General features: G+C 68.3%; 22 protein-coding genes and 1 tRNA gene. 7 read left to right on the top strand and 16 right to left on the bottom strand.

Annotation, left to right across the window (positions count from 1 at the left end; translation table 11 throughout):
- Positions 1 to 3: 3 nt before the first annotated feature.
- The 11 genes from gmhB to AC3WRR_RS14505 form a co-directional block, all read right to left on the bottom strand.
- Positions 4 to 591 carry a D-glycero-beta-D-manno-heptose 1,7-bisphosphate 7-phosphatase gene (gmhB, locus tag AC3WRR_RS14555; protein ID WP_010813869.1) on the bottom strand — a complete coding sequence of 196 codons (588 nt, stop codon included), beginning with the start codon at positions 589 to 591 and terminating at the stop codon, positions 4 to 6.
- 21 nt (positions 592 to 612) lie between these two features.
- The gene (glyS, locus tag AC3WRR_RS14550) at positions 613 to 2,736 is read right to left on the bottom strand and encodes a glycine--tRNA ligase subunit beta (RefSeq protein WP_011614554.1); all 2,124 of its coding nucleotides are present in this window, start codon (positions 2,734 to 2,736) and stop codon (positions 613 to 615) included.
- 36 nt (positions 2,737 to 2,772) lie between these two features.
- Positions 2,773 to 3,402 (bottom strand): hypothetical protein, encoded by a 630-nt coding sequence (locus AC3WRR_RS14545; RefSeq protein ID WP_010813867.1) that lies wholly within the window; start codon positions 3,400 to 3,402, stop codon positions 2,773 to 2,775.
- A complete protein-coding gene (gene glyQ / locus AC3WRR_RS14540) occupies positions 3,399 to 4,346 on the bottom strand; it encodes a glycine--tRNA ligase subunit alpha (RefSeq protein ID WP_010813866.1) in 948 nt (315 codons plus the stop codon). The genes AC3WRR_RS14545 and glyQ overlap by 4 nt, the downstream gene beginning before the upstream one ends.
- Before the next feature lie 591 nt (positions 4,347 to 4,937).
- Positions 4,938 to 6,548 carry an apolipoprotein N-acyltransferase gene (gene lnt / locus AC3WRR_RS14535; RefSeq protein ID WP_492297300.1) on the bottom strand — a complete coding sequence of 537 codons (1,611 nt, stop codon included), beginning with the start codon at positions 6,546 to 6,548 and terminating at the stop codon, positions 4,938 to 4,940.
- Positions 6,545 to 7,432 (bottom strand): CorC family transporter, encoded by an 888-nt coding sequence (locus AC3WRR_RS14530; RefSeq protein ID WP_010813864.1) that lies wholly within the window; start codon positions 7,430 to 7,432, stop codon positions 6,545 to 6,547. Before AC3WRR_RS14530 ends, lnt begins: the two co-directional genes overlap by 4 nt.
- Before the next feature lie 144 nt (positions 7,433 to 7,576).
- Positions 7,577 to 8,323 carry an rRNA maturation RNase YbeY gene (gene ybeY / locus AC3WRR_RS14525; protein ID WP_010813863.1) on the bottom strand — a complete coding sequence of 249 codons (747 nt, stop codon included), beginning with the start codon at positions 8,321 to 8,323 and terminating at the stop codon, positions 7,577 to 7,579.
- The gene (locus AC3WRR_RS14520; RefSeq protein WP_010813862.1) at positions 8,324 to 9,322 is read right to left on the bottom strand and encodes a PhoH family protein; all 999 of its coding nucleotides are present in this window, start codon (positions 9,320 to 9,322) and stop codon (positions 8,324 to 8,326) included.
- 33 nt (positions 9,323 to 9,355) lie between these two features.
- Complete coding sequence (miaB, locus tag AC3WRR_RS14515; protein ID WP_010813861.1) at positions 9,356 to 10,708, bottom strand: tRNA (N6-isopentenyl adenosine(37)-C2)-methylthiotransferase MiaB; 1,353 nt, start codon at positions 10,706 to 10,708, stop codon at positions 9,356 to 9,358.
- 89 nt (positions 10,709 to 10,797) lie between these two features.
- Complete coding sequence (locus AC3WRR_RS14510) at positions 10,798 to 11,199, bottom strand: hypothetical protein (protein WP_010813860.1); 402 nt, start codon at positions 11,197 to 11,199, stop codon at positions 10,798 to 10,800.
- Positions 11,200 to 11,312: 113 nt separating this feature from the next.
- Positions 11,313 to 12,998: a ClcB-like voltage-gated chloride channel protein gene (locus AC3WRR_RS14505; protein WP_439668542.1), complete on the bottom strand. Its 1,686-nt coding sequence runs from the start codon at positions 12,996 to 12,998 to the stop codon at positions 11,313 to 11,315.
- 299 nt (positions 12,999 to 13,297) lie between these two features.
- Here AC3WRR_RS14505 and AC3WRR_RS14500 point away from each other — a divergent pair, with 299 nt between their 5' ends.
- Together AC3WRR_RS14500 and AC3WRR_RS14495 are read left to right on the top strand one after the other, a co-directional pair.
- Positions 13,298 to 14,860 (top strand): DEAD/DEAH box helicase, encoded by a 1,563-nt coding sequence (locus AC3WRR_RS14500; protein ID WP_011614561.1) that lies wholly within the window; start codon positions 13,298 to 13,300, stop codon positions 14,858 to 14,860.
- Between the two features lie 18 nt (positions 14,861 to 14,878).
- On the top strand, positions 14,879 to 15,925 hold the full coding sequence (locus tag AC3WRR_RS14495) for a serine/threonine protein kinase (RefSeq protein WP_492297297.1): 1,047 nt from the start codon (positions 14,879 to 14,881) through the stop codon (positions 15,923 to 15,925).
- A gap of 47 nt (positions 15,926 to 15,972) precedes the next feature.
- Here the strand turns inward: AC3WRR_RS14495 and AC3WRR_RS14490 are convergent, their stop codons facing one another.
- Entirely contained in the window at positions 15,973 to 16,413 is a 441-nt protein-coding gene (locus tag AC3WRR_RS14490; protein WP_010812232.1) for a universal stress protein, read from the bottom strand.
- A 351-nt stretch (positions 16,414 to 16,764) separates the two neighbouring features.
- On the opposite strand from AC3WRR_RS14490, the gene AC3WRR_RS14485 reads away from it, so the two are divergent.
- The 5 genes from AC3WRR_RS14485 (at position 16,765) to AC3WRR_RS14465 (ending at position 21,418) form a co-directional block, all read left to right on the top strand.
- Positions 16,765 to 17,832, top strand: a complete 1,068-nt coding sequence (locus tag AC3WRR_RS14485) for a CaiB/BaiF CoA transferase family protein (protein WP_010812231.1) — start codon at positions 16,765 to 16,767, stop codon at positions 17,830 to 17,832.
- A 92-nt stretch (positions 17,833 to 17,924) separates the two neighbouring features.
- On the top strand, positions 17,925 to 18,335 hold the full coding sequence (locus AC3WRR_RS14480; protein ID WP_492292930.1) for a carboxymuconolactone decarboxylase family protein: 411 nt from the start codon (positions 17,925 to 17,927) through the stop codon (positions 18,333 to 18,335).
- Positions 18,336 to 18,496: 161 nt separating this feature from the next.
- On the top strand, positions 18,497 to 19,123 hold the full coding sequence (locus tag AC3WRR_RS14475; protein ID WP_010812229.1) for a LuxR C-terminal-related transcriptional regulator: 627 nt from the start codon (positions 18,497 to 18,499) through the stop codon (positions 19,121 to 19,123).
- A gap of 84 nt (positions 19,124 to 19,207) precedes the next feature.
- Positions 19,208 to 20,800, top strand: coding sequence for a L,D-transpeptidase family protein (locus tag AC3WRR_RS14470; RefSeq protein ID WP_010812228.1), 1,593 nt, complete (start codon positions 19,208 to 19,210; stop codon positions 20,798 to 20,800).
- A gap of 30 nt (positions 20,801 to 20,830) precedes the next feature.
- A complete protein-coding gene (locus AC3WRR_RS14465; RefSeq protein WP_010812227.1) occupies positions 20,831 to 21,418 on the top strand; it encodes a YcbK family protein in 588 nt (195 codons plus the stop codon).
- Positions 21,419 to 21,526: 108 nt separating this feature from the next.
- Here AC3WRR_RS14465 and AC3WRR_RS14460 read toward each other — a convergent pair.
- The 4 genes from AC3WRR_RS14460 to AC3WRR_RS14445 all read right to left on the bottom strand — a co-directional run.
- Positions 21,527 to 21,603, bottom strand: a tRNA-Met gene (locus AC3WRR_RS14460).
- Between the two features lie 133 nt (positions 21,604 to 21,736).
- Positions 21,737 to 23,434 (bottom strand): MFS transporter, encoded by a 1,698-nt coding sequence (locus AC3WRR_RS14455; protein WP_010812226.1) that lies wholly within the window; start codon positions 23,432 to 23,434, stop codon positions 21,737 to 21,739.
- Positions 23,435 to 23,677: 243 nt separating this feature from the next.
- Positions 23,678 to 24,013: a DUF4212 domain-containing protein gene (locus AC3WRR_RS14450; protein ID WP_010812225.1), complete on the bottom strand. Its 336-nt coding sequence runs from the start codon at positions 24,011 to 24,013 to the stop codon at positions 23,678 to 23,680.
- Positions 24,010 to 25,519: sensor histidine kinase (locus AC3WRR_RS14445; RefSeq protein WP_492297296.1), on the bottom strand; the 1,510-nt coding region annotated here is incomplete at its 5' end. The genes AC3WRR_RS14445 and AC3WRR_RS14450, both read right to left, overlap by 4 nt.

Genomic DNA, 25,519 nt, shown 5'->3' with positions numbered 1-25,519 from the left:
CGGTCAGCCGGCGCTATGAGTGGGTGGGCGCTGTGCGCCGCCGTTGCCGGTCAGCCAGCGCGCAAACGCGAGCAGGTCGTCGTGCACTTGCGTGCCCGGCGGCAGGGCGCCCTGGTCGAGGGTCTTCTGGCCCTTGCCGCTGCGTACCAGGTGCGGCGCGCAACCGACCGCCACGCCGGCTTCCAGGTCGCGCAGCGAATCGCCAACGATGGGCACGCCGCGGAGCTCGATGCCGAAGCGCTCGCTGATCTGCTCCAGCATGCCGGGCTTGGGCTTGCGGCAGTCGCAGCCGTCCGCGGCGGTATGGGGGCAGAAGAACACCGCGTCGACGCGCCCGCCCAGGCGCGCGAGCAACGTGTGCATCTTCTCGTGCATGGCGTTGAGCGCGCTCATCTCGAACAGCCCGCGGCCGATGCCGGACTGGTTGCTGGCGAGGACCACGCGGTAGCCGGCCTGGTTCAGCGCGGCGATGGCCTCCAGGCTGCCGTCGATCGGCACCCATTCATCGGGCGTCTTGATGAACTGGTCGCTGTCGAGGTTGACCACCCCGTCGCGGTCCAGGATGACAAACTTGGGCGGCGTCTGCGGCATGTGCGGCTCCGGTGGCTGAGATCAGGCGGCCAGCTTGGAGATGTCGGCCACGCGGTTGGCCATCGCGTGCAGCGAAGCCAGCAGCGCCAGGCGGTTGGCGCGCAGCTGCGCATCCTCGGCCATCACCATCACATCATTGAAGAAGCGGTCGACGGCATCGCGCAGCTGGGCCAGGTCGCGCAGCGCGGCGGTGAAATCGCCGCTGGCGAAGGCGGCTTCCACGGCCGGGCGCACGCGCTCGATGGCGGCGTGCAGCGCGCCTTCGGCCTCTTCCCGGAACAGCGCCGGATCGACCGCGCCGACCGGTTCGGTGTTCTTGCGCAGGATGTTGGTGATGCGCTTGTTGGCGGCGGCCAGGGCCTCGGCCTCGGGCAGCGCGGCAAAGGTGCGCACGGCTTCCATGCGGCCCAGGATGTCGTGCAGCTGGTCCGGGCGCAGGCTGACCACGGCCTCGACTTCGTTGGTGGTGTAGCCCTTGTCCTTCAGGTAGCCGCGCACGCGGTCGTACAGGAAGTCGGCGATTGCGTCGGGTGCCGGCTTGACTGCAGCGATGCCGGCAAAGGCCTGTTGCGTCAGCGCCAGCAGCGACGACAGCGACAGCGCCAGCGGCTTTTCGATCAGCATGCGCAGGATGCCCAGCGCATGGCGGCGCAGCGCGAACGGATCCTTCTCGCCGGTGGGCTGCAGGCCGATGCCCCAGATCCCGACCAGGGTCTCGAGCTTGTCGGCCAGCGCCACGGCGGTGCTGACCGCGCCTGCGGGCAGCGCATCGCCGGCAAACCGCGGACGGTAGTGTTCGGAGCAGGCCAGTGCCACGTCTTCGGCTTCGTCGTCGTGGCGGGCATAGTACGTGCCCATGGTGCCCTGCAGCTCGGGGAACTCGCCGACCATGTCGGTCAGCAGGTCGGCCTTGGCCAGTTCGGCGCCGCGCATCGCGGCGGCCTTGTCGGTCGGCACGCCGCTGCCGTTGAGGGCGTCAGCGATATGGCCGGCGATCTGCTGCAGGCGCTGCACGCGGTCCAGCTGGGTGCCGATCTTGTTGTGGTAGACCACGCTGGCCAGCTGCGGCACGCGCGACGCCAGCGTCTTCTTGCGGTCCTGGTCGAAGAAGAACTTGGCATCGGCCAGGCGCGGGCGCACCACGCGCTCGTTGCCGGTGATGATCGACTGCGGCGTCTCGGTGGCCAGGTTCGACACGATCAGGAAGCGGTTGCGCAGGTGGCCGTCGGCATCGGTCAGCGCAAAGTACTTCTGGTTGGTCTGCATGGTCAGGATCAGGCATTCCTGCGGCACCGCCAGGAAGGCTTCCTCGAAATGGCAGGCATAGACCACCGGCCATTCCACCAGCGAATTGACTTCATCGAGCAGCGACTCGGGCATGATCACCTGGTCGGCGCCGGCTTCCTTGAGCAGCGCGGCGCGCATGCGCTCGCGGCGCTCGGCGTAGCTGGCGACCACGTGGCCGGCGGATTCCAGCCGCTGCGCATAATCATTGGCATGCGCGATCTCGATCACGCCATGCGACAGGAAGCGGTGGCCCTGGGTCAGGTTGCTGGCCTGCAGCCCCAGCAGCGTCACCGGCAGGATCTCGGCGCCGAACAGTGCGATCAGGCTGTGCGCCGGGCGCACGAAATGCACGGTGCTGCCGTCCGGGCGCTGGTAGCTCATGACCTTGGGGATCGGCAGCTTCGCAATGGTGTCTTCCAGCGCTGCCTGCACCGCGGCAGCCAGTTCGGCGCCGCGCGCGGTATAGCGGTAGAAGAAGGCCTCGGCCTTGCCGTCGGAGGCGCGCTCCAGCGACTGCCAGTCGATCTCGGCAACGCCGACCGACTTGGCCAGCGCAGCCAGCTTCTTGGCCAGCGGCGCGGTGGGCTCGCCGTTGGCGTCCAGCGCCACCGACAGCGGCAGGACCTTCTCGCGCTGCTCGCGGTCCGGCGCGCTGCGGCGCACGCCCGACACCAGCGCGGCCAGGCGGCGCGGGGTGGCGAACGGCGTCACGGTGGCGCCCGGCTCAAGCAGGTCGCGCTCGCCCAGGCCGGCGAACAGGCCCTGCGCGAAGGCGTCGCCCAGGCGCGCCAGCGCCTTGGGTGGCAGCTCTTCGGTGAACAGTTCGATCAGCAGCGAGTCGGTCATGGGTTGCGACATGAATCGTATCCAACAGGTTGTAGCGCGCGCCGCTTGTCAGCAGCGCGGCGAAAGATTAGGTTCCACTCCGGACAGCAGCCACAGGCCGTTCTGTTGCCGGAATTGCAGCGTGGTGTAGGCGCATTGCGCGGCCGCCGCGGCGCTGGCCGCGCCGTTGCTGCCGCCGCGGCTGCCTGCAGCCGGGAAGCGTGCGTCGATGCGGCGCAGGCGCTTGTCGTAGCGGATCTCGTCGATGCGCCCGCCCACCCAGAAATCGATCTTCGGCGGCAGCTGCGCCGCCGAATAGTAAGTCTTGACCGTGCGGCGGGTGCGGCCGTTGCGGGTCTCCATCTCCACCCACGTCAGCGGGTAGCGGATCGCGCTTTCATAGGCGCGCAGCGGCACGCGGTGCCACCCCAGGTCGCGCTGGCCGGACAGGTCGCACGAGAACGAGCGCACCAGCTGCGCCCACTGGTCGAGCGCGTTCAGCGACGGGCGCCATTGGCGCGCCATGGCCAGCTGCAGCGCCTGCGGATCGGCCTCGCACACATTGCTCAGTTCGGCCGGCAGCATCAGCACCTGCGCGCTGGGTGCCGCCTGCGCGCGCGCGCCGATGGCATTGCCGGCGGCGGCGAGCGCGGCGATCGCCATGGCGCAGCACAGCGCGCTGCGCGCCAGTTGCGTCATGCCCGGGCTCCGCCGTTGCCGCACATCGGGAAGCCGAGGGCCTCGCGCGAGTCGTAGTAGGCCTGCGCCACCTGGCGCGACAGGTTGCGGATGCGGCCGATATACGCCGCGCGCTCGGTCACCGAGATCGCGCCGCGCGCGTCCAGCAGGTTGAAGGTGTGGGCGGCCTTGAGCACCTGCTCGTAGGCGGGCAGCGCCAGGCGCGTGCCGGCGGCCTGGCCTTCCTCGGCGCCATCGCCGTTGCCCATCAGCCGCTTGGCTTCGCCTTCGTGCTCGGCGAAATGGCGGAACAGGATCTCGGTGTTGCTGTGCTCGAAGTTGTAGGTCGACTGCTCGACTTCGTTCTGGTGGTACACGTCGCCATAGGTCAGGCGGCGCGTCTCGCCGTTCTCGACCCACTCGGTCCAGATCAGGTCATAGACGTTCTCGACCTTCTGCAGGTACATCGCCAGGCGTTCGATGCCGTAGGTGATCTCGCCGGTGATGGGCTTGCAGTCGATCCCGCCCACCTGCTGGAAGTAGGTGAACTGCGTCACTTCCATGCCGTTGAGCCAGACTTCCCAGCCCAGGCCCCAGGCGCCCAGCGTGGGGTTCTCCCAGTCGTCCTCGACGAAGCGGATGTCGTTCTGCTTCAGGTCCAGGCCGAGCGCCTCGAGCGAGCCCAGGTACAGCTCCAGGATGTTCTCCGGCGCGGGCTTGAGCACCACCTGGTACTGGTAGTAGTGCTGCAGGCGGTTGGGGTTCTCGCCATAGCGGCCGTCCTTGGGGCGGCGCGACGGCTGCACGTAGGCGGCACGCCACGGCTCGGGGCCGAGCGCGCGCAGGAAGGTGTGTACGTGGGATGTGCCGGCGCCGACCTCCAGATCGATGGGTTGCAACAGCGCGCAGCCCTGCCGGTCCCAATAGGCCTGCAGGGTCAGAATCATTTGTTGGAAGGTCAGCATATGAAGACTAGGTAGAGGCACCCGGGCGCGGTCGCGGCGCCCGGCATGCAGGCCGCGCGGCGCGTGCCGGAGCCGGCGCATGCGGATTTTGCCAAACCCTGAATTCTATCGGCTTTTTGGCGAGGCGCCCCGTTTGGCGGGGCCGGCTAGGTCACGCACCGATGGTGGAGGATGTCCGCCAATGTCGGTCCTACGCAACGCATCGGGAAAATACCGAGGCGGATTTCAGGTTTGGCCGCTGCTGGCCGATAACGTTTTTGTATACAGTATGAGTAAGCAACCCGTTTCAGAGCGTTGCGACTGACAGTCCGTGCCGGCATGGCGGGCACGGCGGCTGCTGGCTGGCACCGCAGTAGCCGTTTGTCGGTAACTGATTATTGATGGGGACTTGGCATCATGGCACTTCTTTCTCGCAAACCTTACCTGGTCGCAATCGCGGTCATGATCGCCGCGGCCACCGTGTCCGTGGCGACCGGGCTGCTGAACTGAACCGGCTGGCGCCCACCTGAGGCGCCACCACCGGCACCGCAATCCAGCGCCGGACGGCGGCGGCGATCCCGCCGGGTCCGGTGCCTGCGCCAGCCTGTGCCTTCAGCCTGCACCGCGCAGCTTGCGCACACGCCAGGCAGCAAGCCCCAGCACCAGTGCAAACAGCGCCAGCACCGGCGCGTTCCCCCAGCGGATATAGGGCGTCAGCCCCTGCATGCCCTGCACCTCGGCCGCCAGCGTGCCGACCGTGAAGGTCGGCAGGCGTTGCTGCACCGAGCCGTCCGGACGCACCACCGCGGTCATGCCGGTATTGGTCGAGCGCAGCATCGGCCGGCGCGTTTCCAGTGCGCGCATGCGCGAGATCTGCAGGTGCTGGTCCAGCGCGATGGTGTCGCCGAACCATGCCAGGTTGGTCAGGTTGGCCAGGACATTGGCCGGCGCCGGCTGCTGGCGCAGCGTCTGCGCGATCTCCTCGCCGAACAGATCCTCGTAGCAGATATTGGGCGCCACGCGCACGCCGCGCACCGGCAGCGAGGCCTGGTCGAGCCCGCCGCGGCGGAAGTCGCCCAGCGGCATCTTCATCATGTCGACGAACCAGCGGAACCCCAGCGGGATGAATTCGCCGAACGGCACCAGGTGGTGCTTGTTGTAGCGGTACAGGCGTTCGGTCTCGGGGCCCAGGCCGAAGACGCTGTTGGTGAAGTCCACCGGCGAGTCGGCGCCGGCGGCGCCGAACAGCACCGTGGTGCCGCTGGCCAGCGCGTAGTCGCGCACCGCCACGGCCACGTCGACCGGCAGCTCCTGCAGGATGACCGGGAACGCGGTTTCCGGCGTGACCACGAGGTCGGCCGGCGCGGCGGTGATCATGTCGCGGTACAGCTCGATCGAGCGCTGGATGCCGGCGGGCTCGAACTTGATGTCCTGGGCCACGTTGCCTTGCAGCAGCCGCACCGACAGCGGCTTGCCGGCGGGCGTGGTCCAGGCCAGCGGCGCCAGCGCGGCGCCCGCGGCGGGCAGGGCCAGTGCCAGTGCCAGGGCGCCCAGCGCCCGGCCGCGCTCGCCGCGACCCAGCCCGCGTACTGCAGCCGCCAGCAGTGCCGCCACCGCGGCTGCCAGTGCGCCGATGCCGTACACGCCAAGCAGCGGCGCGAAGCCGGCCAGCGGGCCATCGGCATGGGCATATCCGCCCGACAGCCACGGGAAGCCGGTAAACACCACGCCGCGCAGCCATTCGGTGAGTCCCCAGGCAGCGCCGAAGGCCAGCGGCGCCAGCAGCGTGGCCCGGGGCAGGCGCGCCGCCAGCCGATGCCACAGCGCGCCGGCCAGTGTCGGGTAGAGCGACAGGAAGCCCGAGAACAGCACCACCGCGAGCGCGGCCATCCACGCCGGCATCTCGCCGTAGACGTGCATGCTGATATAGAGCCACCAGATGCCGGACAGGAACCAGCCCAGCCCGAAGGCATAGCCAGTGGCGGCGGCCAGGCGCGCGCGCGGCGCGTCGGCCATCAGCGCGGCCAGGCCGGCCAGCGACAGGATCTGCAGCCACCACCAGTCATGGGGGGCAAAGGCTTGCGTATGGGCGATGCCGAGCACGCCGGCCAGCAGCAGCCGCGCCATGGTCGCCGTGCGCGAATGCGCGCGCGTGCCAGGCACGCCCGCCGGGGCGGCGTCGGCAGCGGCGGCGCCGTTGAGGATCGGGGCGGAACGCTTCATGCGCCGGCCGCGCCCGCGTTGTCGCCGTTGGATTCCCGGTGCACCTGCAGCAGGTGCACCTGGCGCGCGTCGGCGCGCAGCACTTCGAAGCGGATCGGCGGCAGGGTGATGACCTCGCCGCGGTGGGGCACGTGGCCCACGTGGTTGGACAGCAGCCCGCCCACGGTATCGACATCGTGGTCGGAGAAGGCGGTGCCGAAGGCGTCGTTGAACTGGGCGATCTCGGTCAGGCCGTGCACGCGCCAGCTGCCGTCGGGCATCGGCAGGATATTGTCCTGGTCTTCGTCCAGGTCGAACTCATCCTCGATGTCGCCGACGATCTGCTCCAGCACGTCCTCGATCGTCACCAGGCCTGCCACGCCGCCATACTCGTCGACGACCATGGCGATATGGTTGCGGTTGATGCGGAAGTCGCGCAGCAGGATGTTCAGGCGCTTGGACTCGGGGATGAACACCGCCGGGCGCAGGGTCTCGCGCAGGTCGAAGGCGGGGTCGGTGTAGTAGCGCAGCAGGTCCTTGGCCAGCAGGATGCCGATGATGTTGTCACGGCTGCCTTCATAGACCGGGAAGCGCGAGTGCGCGGTCTGCTGCATGAAGGGGATGAACGCCTCCGGGGCATCCGCGATATTGACCATATCCATCTGCGCGCGCGGCACCATGATGTCGCTCGCGGTCAGTTCGGAGACCTGGAACACGCCCTCGATCATCGACAGCGAGTCGGCGTCGATCAGGTTGCGCTCATGCGCTTCCTGGAGCACTTCGAGCAATTCCGCGCGGGTGTCCGGCTCGGGGGAAATCAGGTCTGACAGGCGTTCGAGAAGCGATCTGGGCCGATCGGCCTGCTTCAGGTAAGCGGGCTTCGAACTGGGATAAGGGTCGTTCATTTCGCGGCGAGCGCGTGGTGGAGATCGTCTGAAGGATACACTAAAAGCTTGGCCGTCCCGTGACGGCGGGCGGTGGCCTGCGACAATATGTGCAGCAGGCGGCGCCCGGTCGGCGCCGCCCGTGAGAAAGGAATTACGCGGGGATCACGCGGTGCGATCGCCCTGGTAAGGGTCGGCGTAACCGAGCGCCTGCAGCGTTTCGGTCTCGATCGCCTCCATTTCCTCGGCCTCGGCGTCTTCCTCGTGCTCGTAGCCTTGCGCATGCAGCACGCCGTGCACGATCAGGTGCGCATAGTGCGCTTCCAGCGGCTTGCGCTGCTCGCGCGCCTCGGTTTCCACCACCGGGCAGCAAAGCACGATATCGCCCGTGACCGGGTCTTCCTCGTTCTCCGCATAGGCAAAGGTCAGCACATTGGTGGCGTAATCCTTGCCGCGATAGGTGCGGTTCAGCGTGCGGCCCTCTTCCTCATCGACGAAGCGGATGGTCAGCGCGGCGTCGGCATACAGCGCCGACTTGACCCAGGTCTCGATCTTGCGGCGCGGCGGCAGGCCGGCGCGCTTGCCGACGCCGTCGCCGTTCTGGATCTCGAGTTCGAGTCCGGGCGGGGTGGCCGGCGTGCCGGTGGTGGTGACCACCGGCGTGGCGGTCACGGCCACCGACAGCGAGTCATGGTTGTCCGGGCGCACCAGCAGGCCAGCCTGCTGGTTGGTGTCGGTGTGCTCGGCCAGCAGCGCGACCACGCCGTCGGCGGCCTGCGACAGGTCCAGCGTCAGGCTGCGGCCGTCGGGCAACTGCACGCGCAGCGCGTGCGCGGCGCTCTTGCGCGCGCGGCCGTCGCCGTCGAACAGGGTCAGGCTCACGGCGGAAGACTTGGATTTCTGGGATTTCAATTAAGCGTCCTTGTGCTGGGCGTGGTATTCGTCATAGGCATCGACGATGCGGGCCACCAGCGGATGGCGCACCACGTCGATGCTGGTAAAGCGGGTGCAGGCAATGCCGCGCACGTCGCGCAGCACGTGCAGCGCCTCCACCAGGCCGCTTTTCTGCCCCCTGGGCAGGTCGATCTGGGTGGTGTCGCCGGTGATCACCGCCTTGGAGCCGAAGCCGATGCGCGTGAGGAACATCTTCATCTGCTCGGGCGTGGTGTTCTGCGCCTCGTCCAGGATGATGAAGGCATGGTTCAGCGTGCGCCCGCGCATATAGGCCAGCGGCGCGATCTCGATCATCTGGCGCTCGAACATCTTCTGCGTGCGGTCGAAGCCAAGCAGGTCGTACAGCGCGTCATACAGCGGGCGCAGGTAGGGGTCGACCTTCTGCGCCAGGTCGCCAGGCAGGAAGCCCAGGCGCTCGCCGGCTTCCACCGCCGGGCGCGTCAGCACGATGCGCTTGACCGCGTCGCGCTCCAGCGCATCGACCGCGCACGCCACTGCCAGGTAGGTCTTGCCGGTGCCGGCCGGGCCGACACCCAGCGTCAGGTCGTGCGACAGGATATTGCGCAGGTAGTCGCGCTGCGCCACGGTGCGGCCCTGCAGGCCGGTGCGGCGCGTGTGCAGCACCGGCGATTCGTCGCCGATCTCGCGCTCTTCGACATTGTCGCCGTTGCCGGGCAGGTAGCTGCCATGCGCGGACAGCTGGCGCGTTTCCACCAGGCCCAGCTGCACGTCGTCGATCGACAGCGGCGTGCGCGCCTGGTTGTAGAAGCGCTCCAGCGCCGTTGCCGCATCCTGCGCGTTGCCGCCGCGCACCGTCATGCGGTGGCCACGGCGCTGGATGTTCACGTCCAGCGCCTGCTCGATCTGGCGCAGGTTCTCGTCGAGCGGCCCGCACAGGTTCTGCAGCCGGGTGTTGTCGTCCTTGGGGGCGACGAATTCTGCGGAAGGGATTTTCATCGGTAGGCGATGGCCTCGCTGGATGGTGCCTGGTTACTGCCGAACCACGATCTCGCCGCGCAGCGAGTGCGGGAAGGCCTGCGTGATGCTGACATCGACCAGCTGGCCGACCAGCCGGTCGCGGCCTGCCTGCGGCACGCCCGGCAGCGCAAAGTTGACCACGCGGTTGTTCTCGGTGCGCCCGTGCAGCTCGGTCGGATCCTTGCGCGCGGGGCCTTCCACCAGGATGCGCTGCACCGTGCCGACCATGTTCTGGCTGATGCGCTGCACGTTTTCCTCGATGGTGGCCTGCAGGCGCTGCAGCCGGCGCAGCTTGACCTCGTGCGGGGTGTCGTCGTGCAGGTTGGCAGCGGGCGTGCCCGGGCGGGGGCTGAAGATGAACGAGAACGAGGTGTCGTAGCCGATCTCTTCGATCATCGCCATCAGCTTCTCGAAGTCGGCATCGGTCTCGCCGGGGAAGCCGACGATAAAGTCCGAAGACATCGACATATCCGGGCGCAGCACGCGCAGCTTGCGGATGATGCTCTTGTACTCCAGCACGCTGTAGCCGCGCTTCATCGCCATCAGGATGCGGTCGGACGCATGCTGCACCGGCAGGTGCAGGTGGTTGACCAGCTTGTCGCAGCGGCCGTACAGCTCGACCAGGCGCGAGGTGAATTCCTTCGGGTGGCTGGTGGTGTAGCGGATGCGCTCGATGCCGGGGATCTCGGCCACGTACTCGATCAGCAGCGCAAAGTCGGCGATCTCGGTGGTGTCGCCCATCTTGCCGCGGTAGGCGTTGACGTTCTGGCCCAGCAGCGTGACTTCACGCACGCCCTGTTCGGCCAGGCCGGCGACTTCGGCCAGCACGTCCTCGAACGGGCGCGACACTTCCTCGCCGCGGGTATAGGGCACCACGCAGTAGCTGCAGTACTTGGAGCAGCCTTCCATGATCGAGACAAAGGCGCTCGGGCCTTCGACGCGTGCCGGCGGCAGGTGGTCGAACTTCTCGATCTCGGGGAAGGAGATATCCACCTGCGACTGGCCGGTGCGCTGGCGGCGCGCGATCAGGTCGGGCAGGCGGTGCAGCGTCTGCGGGCCGAACACCACGTCGACATAGGGTGCGCGCGAGACGATGCTGGCACCTTCCTGGCTGGCCACGCAGCCGCCCACGCCGATCACCAGGTCGGGTTTGACGGCCTTGAGCGCCTTCATCCGGCCCAGTTCCGAGAACACCTTCTCCTGCGCCTTCTCGCGCACCGAGCAGGTGTTGAACAGGATCACATCGGCGTCTTCGACGTTGTCGGTGGGTTCCAGCCCCTGGCTGGCGTTGAGGACGTCGACCATCTTGTCCGAGTCGTACTCGTTCATCTGGCAGCCGTACGTCTTGACGAAAACTTTCTTCATATGCCGATCTCAGTGGTTGACCTGGGGGCATCAGGATGTTGCAACAACACGGCCGGCGCGTGGGGCACGCTGGTCGCACTTCCGGGGGACTACGATTTCTTCTTCAGCGCCTTCTGTTCCGGCTCGCTCAGCACCCAGGCGGTCAGCAACTGGCCGTACAGGTCCAGCTTGTACCGCACCGGCAGCTTCTGGCCCGCCACCGCGGCACTGGCCAGCAACTGGTTGTCGGAGCCGAACAGGCGCAGGCCCGGCGCCACGCCGACGGTCTTGCCGTCGAGCGTGGCCGTCTGCGGGGCACCGGCAGACGGCGTGGCGATAACGAGCCTGGCCGCCTGCGCATCGTCCGGGATCGCCCGCACCGGCTGGGCCATCGCGCTTGCCGCACCGAGCAGCAGGGCGGCGGCGCAGGCCAGCGCTGGCAACAGCCTGCGGGCGCGCCCGGGTTGAACAGACTCCGGCGCCTCGCGGCGCGCATCACGACCTGCTGGCATGGGGGAGAACTCCGACAAATGGGACGACGCGTTGGCGGGAATGGCCCAAAGGCGGGCGCAACCCGGCATTTTACCCCGCTGGCGGCCTGGCCGGGTCGGCGATGCGGCGGGGCTCAGAACAGGCAGGATGCCTCTTGCAGCACACGCTGCTTGGACACCGTGCCCATCAGTTCGCGGCCGGCGCTGTCGCGCACCAGCGGGATGCGGTTGATGCCGTGCTCGGCAAACACCGCCAGGGCGTCGCGCAGGCGCGAATCCGGCGTCAGCGCGGGGAAGTCGCGCTCGGCCAGCGCCAGCACGTCGTCCGCGGCGCCCTCGCGCTGGGCGCGCTGCAGCGCATGGATTGACAGCGCGCCCAGCAGGCGGCCATCCGCTTCGACCAGATAGAGGTAGCGCGTGCCGGTCTCGGCAAACTTGTCGGCTGCGGCCGACAGGGTGGCGTTGGGGTCGAGCACGGTATCGGTCGGGTCGCACAGGCCCGCCAGCGTCAGCGTGCGGGCGTGTTCGGCCGCGGCCGAGGCCTGCGCGCGCTCGGCGATCACGCTGTACAGCGACAGCGTCTGGCAGCGTGACGCGGTGTAGTACGCCGCCACTGCGCCGATCATCGACGGCAGCAGCAGCGCGGGCGCCAGCGTCATCTCGAACACCATCAACACCGACATCAGCGGCGCCTGGCTGGTGGCCGCCAGGAACGCGCTCATGCCCACCAGCGGCAGCAGCGGCGCCGCAGCGGCCGCCGTGCCCTGCATGCCGATGGCCAGCAACTGCCCGAGCGCCGCCCCCACGAACAGCGACGGCGTGAACACGCCGCCGACCGCCCCCGAGCCCATGCTGATCACCGTAGCCACCAGCTTGGCCAGCAGCACGCCGGCCACCGGCACGCTCAGCGGCTGCTCCTGCAGGATGGTCTGGATGGTGGAATAGCCGTTGCCAACCACCTCGGGCACCGCCATCGCGAGCACGCCGACCAGCGCCCCGCCCAGCGTCAGCCGGGCCACCGGGCCGCCAGGCATCGCTGCAAAGCGGCTGCGCGCAAAGCCCGCCGCACGCATGAACAGCGCGCCCGCAATGCCGGCGGCCACGCCCAGCGCGGCCGCGGCCAGCAGGATGTGCGGGCGCAGGTCGGGGGCGATATCCAGGCCCGGGTAGAGCGGCTGCAGGCCGCCGTGCCACTGGCTGACCATGGCACCGGCCACCGAAGCCAGGAAGAGCGGCATCAGGCGCTGCACCGCGAGCGCCCCGAACACCACTTCGGCAACGAAGACGGCAGCGGAGAAGGGGGTGTGATAAACGGTGGCAAGGCCCGCCGCGGCCCCGCAGGCGGTCAGCATGCGGCGCATGTTCGAGCCGCCGCCGCGTTCCAGCCGGGTCGACGGGAACAGCGAGCCGCACAGCGCCGCCAGCTGGATCATCGCGCCTTCCTTGCCGACCGAGCTGCCGCTGACGATCGAGAAAAACGACGAGAGCGCGCGCAGCAAGGTGATCCGCACCGGCAGGCGGCCGCTGCCGTTGGCCACCGCTTCCATGTAGTCGGTGGCGCCGCCGTGGCTGCCGGCCAGGCGATTGGCCAGCACCAGCAGGCTGCCCGCCAGCGCGCCGCCCACGGCCGGCACCACCACACGCCACGCCAGCGCCAGCGTGGCGAATACGGCGACCACGTCGGCATGGCTGGAAAACAGGACCACGCCCGCGCCATCCAGCGCCTCCTTGAACAGCGTGGTGGCAATGGCCGCGACGATCCCGACCGGGATGGCCGCGAACAGGGTGACTTCCTGGTCTTCGAGGAAACGCAAGCGCATGGCGGCTTTCCGGGGCACATGTGGAGCGGGTGCGGAGCCGGAGAGGGGCGGGCAGAGGCTGTCATGATAGCGCAGCGCCACCCGCGCAGACCCGATGTGCGCCGGCGCGCATGCGGGGCCGCGCGCGGTGCAGAACCCGCTGGTCCCGGACTGGTACACTACCGCTCTTTCCTTCGCGGGCGGGCCGGTGCCCTGCCATGCCGGCTTCCCGGCGTTCGCGTTCCGATTCCGATCCGATTACCAGGAGCCATCCGGCGTTTGGCGCACCGCGTGCGCAGCGATGGCCCAAGCAGCAATTCATGTCTTTTTCTGAACTCGGCTTGTCCGACAAGATTGTGCGTGCCGTGGCCGAACAGGGTTACACCACGCCGACTCCCATCCAGGCCCAGGCGATCCCCGCCATCCTCAAGGGCGGCGACCTGCTCGCCGGCGCGCAGACCGGCACCGGCAAGACCGCCGGCTTTACGCTGCCGATGCTGCAGCTGCTGTCCGACTCCGCGGCGCGCGGCGCCAATGGCGCGCAGCGTCCGGCCCGCCTGCCGGTGCGCGCACTGGTGCTGACGCCCACGCGCGAACTGGCCGCCCAGGTCGAGGAGAGCGTGCGCAACTACGGCAAGTACCTGCGCCTGCGCTCGATGGTGATGTTCGGCGGCGTCGGCATCAATCCGCAGATCGAGCAGCTCAAGCGCGGCGTCGAGATCGTCGTGGCCACGCCCGGCCGCCTGCTGGACCACGTGTCCCAGCGCACCATCGACCTGTCGCAGGTGGAACTGCTGGTGCTGGACGAAGCCGACCGCATGCTCGACATGGGCTTCATCCACGATATCCGCAAGATCCTCAACGTGCTGCCGGCCAAGCGCCAGAACCTGCTGTTCTCGGCGACGTTCTCCGACGACATCCGCGCGCTGGCAGACCGCCTGCTGAACAACCCGGCCTCGATCGAGGTGGCGCGGCGCAATACCACGGCCGAGACCGTGGACCAGCGCGTCTACCCGGTGGACCGCGAGCGCAAGCGTGAACTGCTGGCCCACCTGGTGCGTCAGCATGACTGGCACCAGGTGCTGGTGTTCACCCGCACCAAGCACGGCGCCAACCGCCTGGCCGAGCAGCTGACCAAGGACGGCCTGTCGGCACTGGCGATCCATGGCAACAAGAGCCAGTCGGCGCGCACGCGCGCGCTGTCGGAATTCAAGTCCGGCACGCTGCGGCTGCTGGTGGCAACCGATATCGCCGCGCGCGGCATCGATATCGACCAGCTGCCGCACGTGGTCAATTTCGACCTGCCCAACGTGCCCGAGGACTATGTGCACCGCATCGGCCGCACTGGCCGCGCCGGCGCCGAGGGCGAAGCGATCTCGCTGGTCTGCGTGGACGAGATTGCGCTGCTGCGCGATATCGAACGCCTGATCAAGCGCAAGCTCGAGCAGACTGTGCTGCCGGGCTTCGAGGTCGACCCGAGCATCGCACCCGAGCCGATCCAGAAGGGCCGCCAACAGCGTGGCGGTGGTGGCCAGGGGCAAGGACAAGGCCAGGGCCGCGGACGCGCCCAGGCGCGTCCGGCCGGCAACGAAGGTGAGGGCGCCCAGCGCCAGCGCCCGGCGCGCGAAGCGCAGGCTGCGCCGCGGCAAGCCCAGGGCGGCCAGCGCGGCAACGGTGCAGCCAACGGCAACCGTGGCGGCCAGCCCGCCGGCGGCGCGCGCAATCCCGCACCGCGCCGCGACGGCCAGGAGCCGGCGCGCCAGCAACGGGCCGCGGCGCAACCCGCGCGCCAGCCGCACGACGCGGCCCCGGCACCGGCGCGCAATCGCCGTCCGGCGCCGCAGGCCGCGCTGCTCGGCGGCAACCGCAAGCCGGCGCGCTGAGCGGGACAGGCTGACACCATGCACGCGTCCGACACCCCGGCCGACCCCGGCGTTCCCTACGCCGGCCTGACGCCGGAGCTGATTCTGGACGCGCTGGAAGGCGCCGGCCTGCGCCCCGACGGGCGCCTGCTGGCGCTCAACAGCTATGAGAACCGCGTCTGGCAGCTGGGCATCGAAGATGCCGCGCCGGTCATCGCCAAGTTCTACCGTCCGGGCCGCTGGACCGATGCGGCCATCCTGGAAGAACACGCCTTCGTGCAGCAACTGGCCGATGCCGAGATCCCGGCCGTGCCGGCCATGGTGCTGGCACCGGGCGCGGCTGGCACGCTGCTGCATCACGCCGGCTTCCGTTTCGCGGTATTCCCCCGCTGCGGCGGCCGCGAGCCGGCGCTGGACCGTTCCGACACGCTGACCTGGCTCGGCCGCTTCATCGGCCGCATCCACGCGCTGGGGGCGACGCAGCCCTACCAGGCGCGCCCGGCGCTAAATCTTGAAACCTTCGGCGTTGCCCCACGCGACTGGCTGCTCGCCAGCGGCTGCATTCCCGCCGACCTGCTGCCCGCATGGCAATCGGTGGCCGACCTGGCGCTGGACGGCGTGCGCCGCTGCTATGAGCGCGCCGGCGAGGTGCGCCTGCTGCGCACCCACGGCGACTGCCATCGCGGCAATGTGCTGTGGATCGGCGAGGACGACGCGCGCGGCGGCACCCATGGCGCAACGGGCCCGCATTTCGTTGACTTCGATGACAGCCGAATGGCGCCGGCGATCCAGGACATCTGGATGCTGCTCGAGGGCGACCGCGCGGCCATGCAGGACCAGCTGGCCGACATCGTTGCCGGCTATGAGGACTTCGCCGAATTCCAGCCGCGCGAACTGTGGCTGGTGGAAGCGCTGCGCACGCTGCGGCTGCTGCACTACAGCGCCTGGCTCGCCAGCCGCTGGGCCGACCCGGCCTTTCCGGCCGCGTTCCCTTGGTTCGGCACGGCGCGCTACTGGCAGGATCGCATCCTGGAACTGCGCGAACAGGTGGCGCTGATGGACGAAGCGCCCCTGTGGGGCGCCTGAGGTCTACCGGTCGGCGCCGCCAGGGCGCCGGTTTTCCACTACTTTGCTCAACCTTTCTTTTCCGGCGCCTTGACCAGCAGCACCGGGCACTCGGCCTGCGCCAGCACGCGGCCTGCGACTGAACCGATCACCGCATCGAAGAACGAACCGCGGCCATGCGTACCCATCACGATGGCCGCGGCGTCGACCGAGCGCGCACAGGCGACGATGCGCTCCGGCGCGAAGCCGTGCAGCGGGTGCCGCTCGAACGGCACCTTGGCTGCGGACAGGATCTCGCAGACCGTCGCCATGGCCTTCTCGCTGGCCTCCTTGTGCCAGTCATCGATGGTCTCCTTGCTGACAAAGGCGCGCACCTGGCCGCTTACTTCCGGCGCCACATGCACGACATGCACGGTGAAGCCGCTCTGCAGCAGCTTGCCTTCGGCGATAAAACGGGCCGCGGCGTCGCTGAAGGCCGAACCGTCGGTGGCGAGCACGATATTGGTCATGTTGGAAATCTCCTGGATGGGGGCTGTCGGCAGGCGGTGCGCCATGAGGCGGCACCGCCATCTGGAACCATCATGGCACCTAGTGTCCTGCCAGGACCCGATTTAGATCAAGTCGGATCGGATTTATCCGATTTCGCCGTGCGATAGCCGGCCGGCTGACGGATTCCGTCAAGCCGGCTGAAGCATTTGGCCATTGCCCCGTCAACGCCGTGGCGCGTAGCATGCTCCCGAGCCCCGCGGCAGGCATTGGCACGTCCGCGCTGCCGCAGGCACGGCCCATCCCATACCAATTCAATGCAAGCTGTCCCCCGGCCATGGCCCGGGCGGGCGGCGATTCCGGAGACGACGATCATGAGTGAGCGTGGCAACCTGCTGCCCCTGCGCGGTATCAAGGTGGTGGAATTCGAAGGCATCGGCCCCGGCCCGTTGTGCGGTGCGATGCTGGCTGGCCTGGGCGCCGAGGTCACGCTGGTGACCCGGCCGGTCGCGCCGGATGCCCGCCGCATCCTGCGCGGCCAGCCCGTGCCGCCTGAGATGGAGCTGGAGCACGGCAAGCGCGTGGTGCAACTGAACCTGAAGTCTGCGGACGACGTGGCCGCCGCACTGGACCTGGTGGCCGGCGCCGACGCGCTGATCGAAGGGCTGCGCCCGGGCGCGATGGAGCGCCTCGGCCTGGGCCCGAAGGCGTGCCATGCACGCAATCCGCGCCTGGTCTACGGGCGCATGACCGGTTGGGGCCAGACCGGCCCGCTGTCGCAAAGCGCCGGCCACGACCTCAACTACATCGCGCTGACCGGCCTCTTGTCGATGGCTGCGCGCGCAGGCTCACTGCCGATGGTGCCGCCGACCGTGATGGGCGATGCCACCGGCGCGCTTGGCCTGGCATTCGGCATCACCAGCGCCATCCTGAGCGCGCGCGCAAGCGGCGAGGGCTGCGTGGTGGATGCGGCCATCACCGATATCGTCGCCATGCTGGGCTCGCTGGTGCAGGTGTCGCGCGCAGCCGGCACGCTCGGCGGCCCGCAACCGAGCCCCTTCCACGATTCGCCGTTCTATGACGTTTTCCCTTGCGCCGACGGCCGCGCCATCACGCTGGGCGCGCTCGAGCCGCAGTTCTACCGCGAGCTGCTCGAGCGGCTCGAGCTGACCGACATCGACCCCGCCACGCAGTATGACCGTGCCCAGTGGCCCGCGGTGAAGGCCCGCATTGCCGCTTGCATCGCAGGCAAGTCAAGCACTCACTGGGAGGCGTTGCTGGGCGGCACCGACGTGTGCTTTGCGCGCGTGCTGACCCTGGACGAGGCCGCGCGCCATCCGCACAACCAGGCACGCGGCACGTATCGGCTGTACCGGCAGGGCGAGCGCGAGGTGCCGCGTTCGGCGCCGGCGCCGCGCTTCCTGCCCGCGGGCACGGAATGACCTGGGGCCGCGGCACCGATGCTGCGGCCTCTCGAATCGGCTTGATCGGTTCGGCTACCATGCGGCATCCACCCAGACCGGAGACCCATGCCATGGCCGAACCCAGCCAACTTCCCGTCTACACTCCCACGCCGGCCTTCGAGGCCGGCCTTGACGTGCGCACCGAAGTGCTCGGCTCCGAGCACGTCCGGCGCGCGCTGGATGCCGCCGCACAGCAGGGCGACACCAGCCTGCAGCAACTGGTGACGGAGTTCGCCTGGGGCACGGTCTGGACCCGCGACGGCCTGGACCGCAAGCAGCGCAGCCTGGCAACGGTGTCGATGCTGATTGCGCTGAACCGGCCGCAGGAGCTGGCCGGGCACCTGCGCGGCGCGCTCGCCAATGGCGTTACGCCGCAGGAACTGCGCGAACTGATGGTGCACAGCGCGGTCTACTGCGGGTTCCCCGCGGCGCTGGATGCCAGCCGCAAGCTGACTGAAGTCCTCGACGCTGCCAACGGGTAACGCCGACCGCGGCATCGATACGAAAACAGCGATGCAGAAGAGTCTGACTCTGATGCAGATTTTGCCGCATCTGCGCGGCGAGGATTCGGCGCATCAGGATCTCTCCGGCCCCTTAACCTTGGCACCAGGCCAAGCCATGCAAGTCGTTAAGGAGCCTCAAATTGCATCTCGCGCTGATCGTCGACGAACCCTCCCGGTTCCGAACCACGCTGTCCGCTGAAATCCGCGCTGAGTTGGGCGCCGGTGAAGTACTGGAGATGGACGGCATGCAGGAAGCATTCCGGCTGGTCCGCGAGCAACGGCCGGGGCTGGTGCTGGTCGATATCGAGTGCTTCGGCAATCCCGGCATCGACTTTGTCCGGTGCGTCTCGGCGACGCAGCCCACCGTGCCCTTGCTGGTACTGTCCGACAGCGACGCCACCCTGGCCTCGGTGCGGGCGCTGCGCGCCGGCGCCCATGGCTTCGTGGTCAAGCAGCGTGGGCTGGCCGAGGTGATGCAGGCCGTACGCGGTGTGCTGAGCGGCTACCTGGTCTTTCCCATGCATACGCTGGAAACCGTGCGCCAGATCGGCGAGCAGCGGGAATCCGGCTTTGCGCGGCTGAGCAACCGCGAGATCACCATCCTGCAATACCTGGCGCGCGGCCATTCCAACAAGTCGATCGCGGCGCAACTGCTGATCAGCAGCAAGACGGTCAGCACGCACAAGGCCAACATCATGGCCAAGCTCAATGTCGGCTCCCTGGTCGAAATGGTGGACTACGCGCGCCGGCATCAGCTGGTGTGGTAACGCGCACCCCGGGCGGCTTGCGGCACCATGCCGCCATCGCGGGTAGACTGTTGGCGTGTGTGACGAATCCGAACTTTTCGCCCGATGCCACCGACCCTGAATGCCGCCGCACGCCGCCTGGGCGCTGTCGTGCTTGCCTGTGCCGCCGCATGCCAGGCCACGCCTGCCTTCGCCAACGAACCGATGTGGTTTGCGCAGGGCCGACCGGTGCCGGCGGCCCGCCAGGCCGTCGATGCGCTGGCCGCGGCCGCGGCCGACGGCCTCGACCCGCGCGACTACGATGCCGACGCCTTGCGCCAGGCCGTGGCCCAGGCCGCCAGCGGGCCAGCATTGCCGCCGGACGCTGCCGCACGCGTGGATGCGGCGCTGAGCGCCGCGATGGAGCGGATGCTGGCAGACCTGCACGGCGGGCGCGTCAACCCGCGCGCGGTCCATGCCAACTTTGCCCCGCAGGCGGAACGGCCCTTCGATGCCGCCATCTGGCTGCGCGATGCCGTCAGGCAGCAACGGCTGCCCGATGCCATCCGCCAGGCAGCGCCCACCTTCCCGCTCTATGGCACGCTGCGGGAGGCCCTGGCGCGGTACCGCGAGATCGCGAAGCAGCCGGCCTGGGGGCAGCCGCTGCCACCCTTGCCGGCGAGCAAGCTGACGCCGGGCCAGCCCTGGGCCGGTGCCGCGGCGCTGGCTGCACGCCTGGTTGCGCTGGGCGACCTGCCCGCCGGCACCCAGGTGCCGGCCCGCTACGAAGGGGCCCTGGTCGACGGCGTCAAGGCGTTCCAGTCGCGCCACGGCCTGGAGGCCGACGGCGTGATCGGCGCGGCCACGCTGGCACAACTCAACCTGCCCATCGCCAGCCGTGTGCGGCAAATCGAACTGACCATGGAGCGGCTGCGCTGGACGCCGCTGGACGGTCCGCGCATGATCGTGGTCAATGTGCCGGAATTCATGCTGCGCGCCTATGAGATCCGCGACGGCAAGCTCGACATCAAGCTCGAGATGAAGGTGATCGTGGGCAAGGCACTGGATACGCGCACGCCGTTGTTCGAGGAGGATATGCGCTACATCGAGTTCAGCCCGTACTGGAACATCCCGCCCTCGATCGCGCGCCGCGAGACCGTGCCGCACCTGCGCCGCGATCCGGCCTATTTCAACCGGCAGGGCCTGGAGTTCGTCACCGGCGACGGCAAGGCCGTGACCACGCTGTCCGAGGAAAATCTCGAGGCAGTGCTGAACGGCCGCATGCGCATCCGCCAGCGGCCGGGCCCGCTGAACGCGCTGGGCGATATCAAGTTCGTGTTTCCCAACAACGAGAACATCTACCTGCACCACACGCCCTCGCCGCAGCTGTTCAAGCGCGGCCGGCGCGACTTCAGTCATGGCTGCATCCGCGTGGAAGCCCCAGTAGCATTGGCCCAGTTCGTGTTGCACGATATGCCGGACTGGAACGAGACCCGGATCCGCGAAGCGATGACGCGTGGCAAGTCCAATACTGTGCGCCTGCAGCAGCCCTTGCCGGTGGTGCTGGCCTACGGCACGGTCATTGCGCGCGCCGATGGTCGTGTATCCTTCTTGCCTGACATTTACGGTCACGACAAATTGCTGGAGAAGGCACTGCGGCAACGCAACGGACGGCCCCAGCAACCAGCTATTGCAAGCGCCTCTGGCACCACCCGCTGAGGCGCCACTGGCACATTCAGAGGAAGTACCATGACTGATGCGACGCGCCAGGCACGCCGCCGCTTTCTTCATACCGCCGGAGGCCTGGCCCTTGCCGCCGGCCTGATGCCGCTGGCGCCGCGCCAGGCGCTGGCAGGCCTGCCTGCAAACCGGGCCCTGGCTGGCCTGCCGGACGCCCGCACGCTGGCGTTCGACCACACCCACACCGGCGAACGCGTGTCGTTGGTCTATGCCGTTGGCGACCGCTTCGTGCCCGACGCGCTGACTACGCTCAACGGCTTCCTGCGCGACCACTATTCCGGCAAGGTCGGCATGATCGACCCGCAACTGTTCGACCTGCTGTTCCAGGTCCGCCGCGAGCTTGGCACCGACCAGCCGTTCCAGGTCATTTCCGGCTACCGCAGTCCGACCACCAATTCGCGCCTGCGCAACACGCGCGGCGGCGGCGTGGCCAGGCACAGCCTGCACATGGACGGCAAGGCCATCGACATCCGCCTGGCCGGCGTGCCGCTGGCGGACGTGCGCGACGCGGCCAAGTCATTGCAGGGCGGGGGCGTCGGCTTCTATGAGTCTGACCAGTTCGTGCACATCGATACCGGGCGCGTGCGTTACTGGTAAGCGTCGTCTGTGGCCGCCCCATGATGGGCGGCTCTCGTTTGCGCGCCCTGGTAACGACCCAAAGAAAAAAGCCGCGAACCCATGCGGGATCGCGGCTTTTTAAATAGATGGTGGCGAATCAGGGACTCGAACCCCGGACCTGCGGATTATGATTCCGTCGCTCTAACCGACTGAGCTAATTCGCCAACGAAGACTGAGATTATACCTGGGCTTTCGATGCTGTCAACACCTTCGTGTGAAGATTTTGCACGAAGGGCCCATGCATAAAAAAACGGCAGGCCGGATGGCCTGCCGTTTCCGTTAGTGCCGGACGACTGCTCAGTCGTTGGCGTAGATGTTCACGTCCTTGGTCTCGCGGATGAACAGCGCGCCGATCACGAAGGTGATGGCTGCGATGATGATCGGGTACCAGAGACCGTAGTAGATGTTGCCGTTCTGGGCCACCAGCGCAAACGAGATGGTGGGCAGCAGGCCGCCGAACCAGCCGTTGCCGATATGGTAGGGCAGCGACATCGAGGTGTAGCGGATGCGGGTCGGGAACAGCTCCACCAGCATGGCGGCGATCGGGCCGTACACCATGGTGACGTAGATCACCAGGATGACCAGGATCACCAGCACCATGATCGTGTTCATCTGTGCCGGGTCGGCCTTGGTCGGGTAGCCGGCGGAGGCCATCGATTCACCAACCTCCTTCTTGAACGCCGCGATCTGCTTCTTGCTGGGCTCGTCGAAGCTGTGGCCGTTCACCAGCTGCGCGTCGAAGGCCTTGATCTCCTTGTCGCCGATCTTGACCGTGGCCACGGTGCCGGCCGGGGCCTCGACCACTTCATAGCTGGCCGATGCCTGGGCCAGCGTGCGCTTGGCAATGTCGCAGGAGCTGCGGAAGTCGATCTCGCGGGCGATCGGGCTGCCCTGGAACGAGCACTGCTTCGGGTCGGCGGTGACCACGATCTGGGCGCTCTTCTGGGCGCGCTCCAGAGCCGGGTTGGCGTAGTGGGTCATGGCCTTGAACAGCGGGAAGTAGGTCAGCACGGCCAGCGCGCAGCCCGCCATGATGATCCACTTGCGGCCGATCTTGTCCGACAGCGAGCCGAAGAAGATGAAGAACGGCGTGCCGAGCACCAGTGCGCCGGCGATCAGCAGGTTGGCCGTCTTGGCATCGACCTTGAGCACCTGGGTCAGGAAGAACAGCGCATAGAACTGGCCGGTGTACCAGACCACGGCCTGGCCGGCGGTCAGGCCGAGCAGGGCCAGGATCACGATCTTCAGGTTGCGCCACTGGCCGAAGGACTCGGTCAGCGGGGCCTTGGAGGTCTTGCCCTCTGCCTTCATGCGCTGGAACGCCGGCGATTCATTCATCGACAGGCGGATATATACCGACACGCCCAGCAGCAGGATCGACACCAGGAACGGGATGCGCCAGCCCCAGGTCTCGAAGTTGGGCCCGGTCATTTCGCGGCACAGCAGGATCACGATCAGCGACAGGAACAGGCCCAGCGTGGCCGTGGTCTGGATCCACGAGGTATAGGCGCCGCGCTTGCCGTGCGGTGCGTGCTCGGCCACGTAGGTGGCGGCACCGCCGTACTCGCCGCCGAGCGCCAGGCCTTGCAGCATGCGCAGTGCGATCAGGATGATCGGCGCGGCCCAGCCGATGGTGGCATAGCCCGGCAGCAGGCCGACGATGAAGGTCGACAGGCCCATGAGCAGGATCGTCACCAGGAAGGTGTACTTGCGCCCGATCATGTCGCCCAGGCGGCCGAACACCAGCGCGCCGAACGGCCGCACGATAAAGCCGGCGGCGAATGCGAGCAGCGCGAAGATGAAGGCCGAGGTGGGATCCAGTCCGGCGAAGAACTGCTTGGCAATGATTGCCGCCAGCGAGCCGTAGAGATAAAAGTCGTACCACTCGAACACCGTGCCCAGCGATGAGGCAAAGATCACCTTGCGCTCTTCGGCTGTCATCGGTGCGTTCTGCGCGCCCCCTGCGGGCACCGCAACGTTTTGCACGTTTGCCATATTGTCTCCTCCGTCTGGAATGGATCTCGGGTGGGCGTGGCGCGGGAAAGACCGCGCGGCTGGCCGCTATGCCTGAGTTGCAGAGGATTGTGGGTGGCGAAACTTACTGCGTTCTGACAGAACGGGGCACGGAATCGTCAAAGAATATCGGGGTATACGCTAGCCGTGGGCGCGAGTTTGGCTGCTGCGCTGCGGGGCGCAATTCACTTGTGTGGCGGAATGGCGCGCTTTGCAGGGCTGCGGCTATGCAGCATCAGTGCCTGTTCCGCGCGAGGCGCCCTGCGAAGGCGCAGGGGCGGGCGCGGCCAGGCTATCGGCGTCCGCTTCGCCGTCGGCGCGGTTCATGCGCCAGGCGTAGAGCGCGGCCATCAGCACGTAGACCACCAGCGCGCCTTGCGCGCCGACCCAGAACGAGAACGGCCAGCCAAAGAAGTCGAAGCGCAGGTCGCGCGCAAACCATGCCACCACGAAGGTGACGGTGAACCAGATCGCGAGCAGGCCGCAGATCCAGCGCAGGTTGCGCCGCCAGGCCTGGCGCTGGCGGGCTTCGGCACTATCGGGGGCGGGGCTGTCGTTCATGCGGGCGGCAGGTAGTCGGGCCGGCGCAGCGTCACGCGGAAATGCGCGCCGGCCAGCCGTGGCGATTGTTGGTAGACGTGGTCGGAAATCTGGACGTCGCCGCCGTGCTGCTGCACGATCTCGCGCACGATGGCCAGGCCCAGGCCGCTGCCTTCGGTATTGGTGCCGAGCACGCGGTAGAAGCGCTCCATCACGCGCTCGCGCTCGGCCGGCGCAATGCCCGGGCCGGTGTCTTCCACATCCAGGTAGGCGAATGGCTCGAAGGCATCGGCGCTGACGCGCACCGTGGCGTGCCCGCCGCGCGGCGTGTAGCGGATGGCGTTGTCGAGCAGGTTGTTCAGCATCTCGGTCAGCATCAGGCGGTTGCCTTGCACCATCACCGGATGTTCGTCGGCATCCAGGCCCAGGTCGATGTCGCGCGCCCAAGCCTGCGGCAGCCAGTCCTTGACCACCTCGCGCGCGAGCGCCGCCAGGTCCAGCGCGGCCATGCCGCCGGTGCCCGCCAGGTTTTCCATGCGCGCCAGCGACAGCAGCTGCGTGACCAGGTGCGCGGTGCGCTCAGAGCTGCCGGCGATCTGCGCCAGCGAGCGCCGCAGCTCTTCCGGCGACTGCTCGCGCTGCGCCAGCTCGGCCTGCATGCGCAGGCCCGCCAGCGGCGTCTTCATCTGGTGCGCGGCATCGGCGATAAAGCGCTTCTGGGTCTGCACCGACTGGTCCAGGCGCGCCAGCAGGTCGTTGAACGAACCCACCAGCGGCGTGATTTCCTGCGGCGCGGCGCGTTCGTCGATCGGGCTGGTATCGCCGGGGTTGCGCGCGCGGATGCGCTGCTGGATCGCGGTCAGCGGCGCCAGCCCGCGCGACAGCCCGAACCACACCAGCACCACCGCCAGCGGCAGGATCACGAACTGCGGCAGGATCACGCCCTTGATGATCTCGTTGGCCAGGCGCGCGCGCTTGTCCAGCGTCTCGGCCACCTGCACCAGCACCGGCTGGGTGCCGCTGACCTGCTTCAGGTCGATATAGGTGTAGGCCACGCGCACGTCGTTGCCGGCCACGCGGTCATCGCGCAGGGACACCAGCCCCGCGTGGCCCTGGTCCTCCTCGGACGGCAGCGGCAGGTCGTGGTCGCCGGCGATGTATTCGCCGCGCTTGCCGACCACCTGGTAGTAGATGTTGTCGGTCTCGTCGGCGCGCAGGATCTCGCGCGCCGACAGCGGCAGCTGCAGCGTGATGCGCCCGTTGACCTCGCGCACCTGCTGCGACAGCACGATGGCGCTGGCTTCCAGCGCGCGGTCGAAGGGCCCGTTGGCGATCGACTTGGCCACCAGGTAGGTCACCGCGATGCTCATCGGCCAGAGCAGCAGCAGCGGCGCCAGCATCCAGTCGAGGATCTCACCGAACAATGAGCGCGGCGCGGAATTTGCCGCGCTTTCCTCCAGGTGCGGCAACGCGTCGGCCAGGTCCTGGTCGGTAGTGTCCGGGGCCGGGGCGGCGGAAGGAGGGGGT

It is taken from the genome of Cupriavidus sp. FW305-3-2-15-C-LB2, from assembly GCF_058787575.1.
Note: the sequence above shows the minus strand (reverse complement) of the source record. Positions and strands in the feature narration are given on the sequence as shown.

What these genes read in the sequence shown, in the direction of transcription:
- gmhB (WP_010813869.1), bottom strand. Translation starts at nt 591, where the DNA reads ATGCCGCAGACGCCGCCCAAGTTTGTCATCCTGGACCGCGACGGGGTG.
- glyS (WP_011614554.1), bottom strand. Translation starts at nt 2,736, where the DNA reads ATGTCGCAACCCATGACCGACTCGCTGCTGATCGAACTGTTCACCGAA.
- AC3WRR_RS14545 (WP_010813867.1), bottom strand. Translation starts at nt 3,402, where the DNA reads ATGACGCAACTGGCGCGCAGCGCGCTGTGCTGCGCCATGGCGATCGCC.
- glyQ (WP_010813866.1), bottom strand. Translation starts at nt 4,346, where the DNA reads ATGCTGACCTTCCAACAAATGATTCTGACCCTGCAGGCCTATTGGGAC.
- lnt (WP_492297300.1), bottom strand. Translation starts at nt 6,548, where the DNA reads ATGAAGCGTTCCGCCCCGATCCTCAACGGCGCCGCCGCTGCCGACGCC.
- AC3WRR_RS14530 (WP_010813864.1), bottom strand. Translation starts at nt 7,432, where the DNA reads ATGAACGACCCTTATCCCAGTTCGAAGCCCGCTTACCTGAAGCAGGCC.
- AC3WRR_RS14520 (WP_010813862.1), bottom strand. Translation starts at nt 9,322, where the DNA reads ATGAAAATCCCTTCCGCAGAATTCGTCGCCCCCAAGGACGACAACACC.
- miaB (WP_010813861.1), bottom strand. Translation starts at nt 10,708, where the DNA reads ATGAAGAAAGTTTTCGTCAAGACGTACGGCTGCCAGATGAACGAGTAC.
- AC3WRR_RS14510 (WP_010813860.1), bottom strand. Translation starts at nt 11,199, where the DNA reads ATGCCAGCAGGTCGTGATGCGCGCCGCGAGGCGCCGGAGTCTGTTCAA.
- AC3WRR_RS14505 (WP_439668542.1), bottom strand. Translation starts at nt 12,998, where the DNA reads ATGCGCTTGCGTTTCCTCGAAGACCAGGAAGTCACCCTGTTCGCGGCC.
- AC3WRR_RS14500 (WP_011614561.1), top strand. Translation starts at nt 13,298, where the DNA reads ATGTCTTTTTCTGAACTCGGCTTGTCCGACAAGATTGTGCGTGCCGTG.
- AC3WRR_RS14495 (WP_492297297.1), top strand. Translation starts at nt 14,879, where the DNA reads ATGCACGCGTCCGACACCCCGGCCGACCCCGGCGTTCCCTACGCCGGC.
- AC3WRR_RS14490 (WP_010812232.1), bottom strand. Translation starts at nt 16,413, where the DNA reads ATGACCAATATCGTGCTCGCCACCGACGGTTCGGCCTTCAGCGACGCC.
- AC3WRR_RS14485 (WP_010812231.1), top strand. Translation starts at nt 16,765, where the DNA reads ATGAGTGAGCGTGGCAACCTGCTGCCCCTGCGCGGTATCAAGGTGGTG.
- AC3WRR_RS14480 (WP_492292930.1), top strand. Translation starts at nt 17,925, where the DNA reads ATGGCCGAACCCAGCCAACTTCCCGTCTACACTCCCACGCCGGCCTTC.
- AC3WRR_RS14470 (WP_010812228.1), top strand. Translation starts at nt 19,208, where the DNA reads ATGCCACCGACCCTGAATGCCGCCGCACGCCGCCTGGGCGCTGTCGTG.
- AC3WRR_RS14465 (WP_010812227.1), top strand. Translation starts at nt 20,831, where the DNA reads ATGACTGATGCGACGCGCCAGGCACGCCGCCGCTTTCTTCATACCGCC.
- AC3WRR_RS14455 (WP_010812226.1), bottom strand. Translation starts at nt 23,434, where the DNA reads ATGGCAAACGTGCAAAACGTTGCGGTGCCCGCAGGGGGCGCGCAGAAC.
- AC3WRR_RS14450 (WP_010812225.1), bottom strand. Translation starts at nt 24,013, where the DNA reads ATGAACGACAGCCCCGCCCCCGATAGTGCCGAAGCCCGCCAGCGCCAG.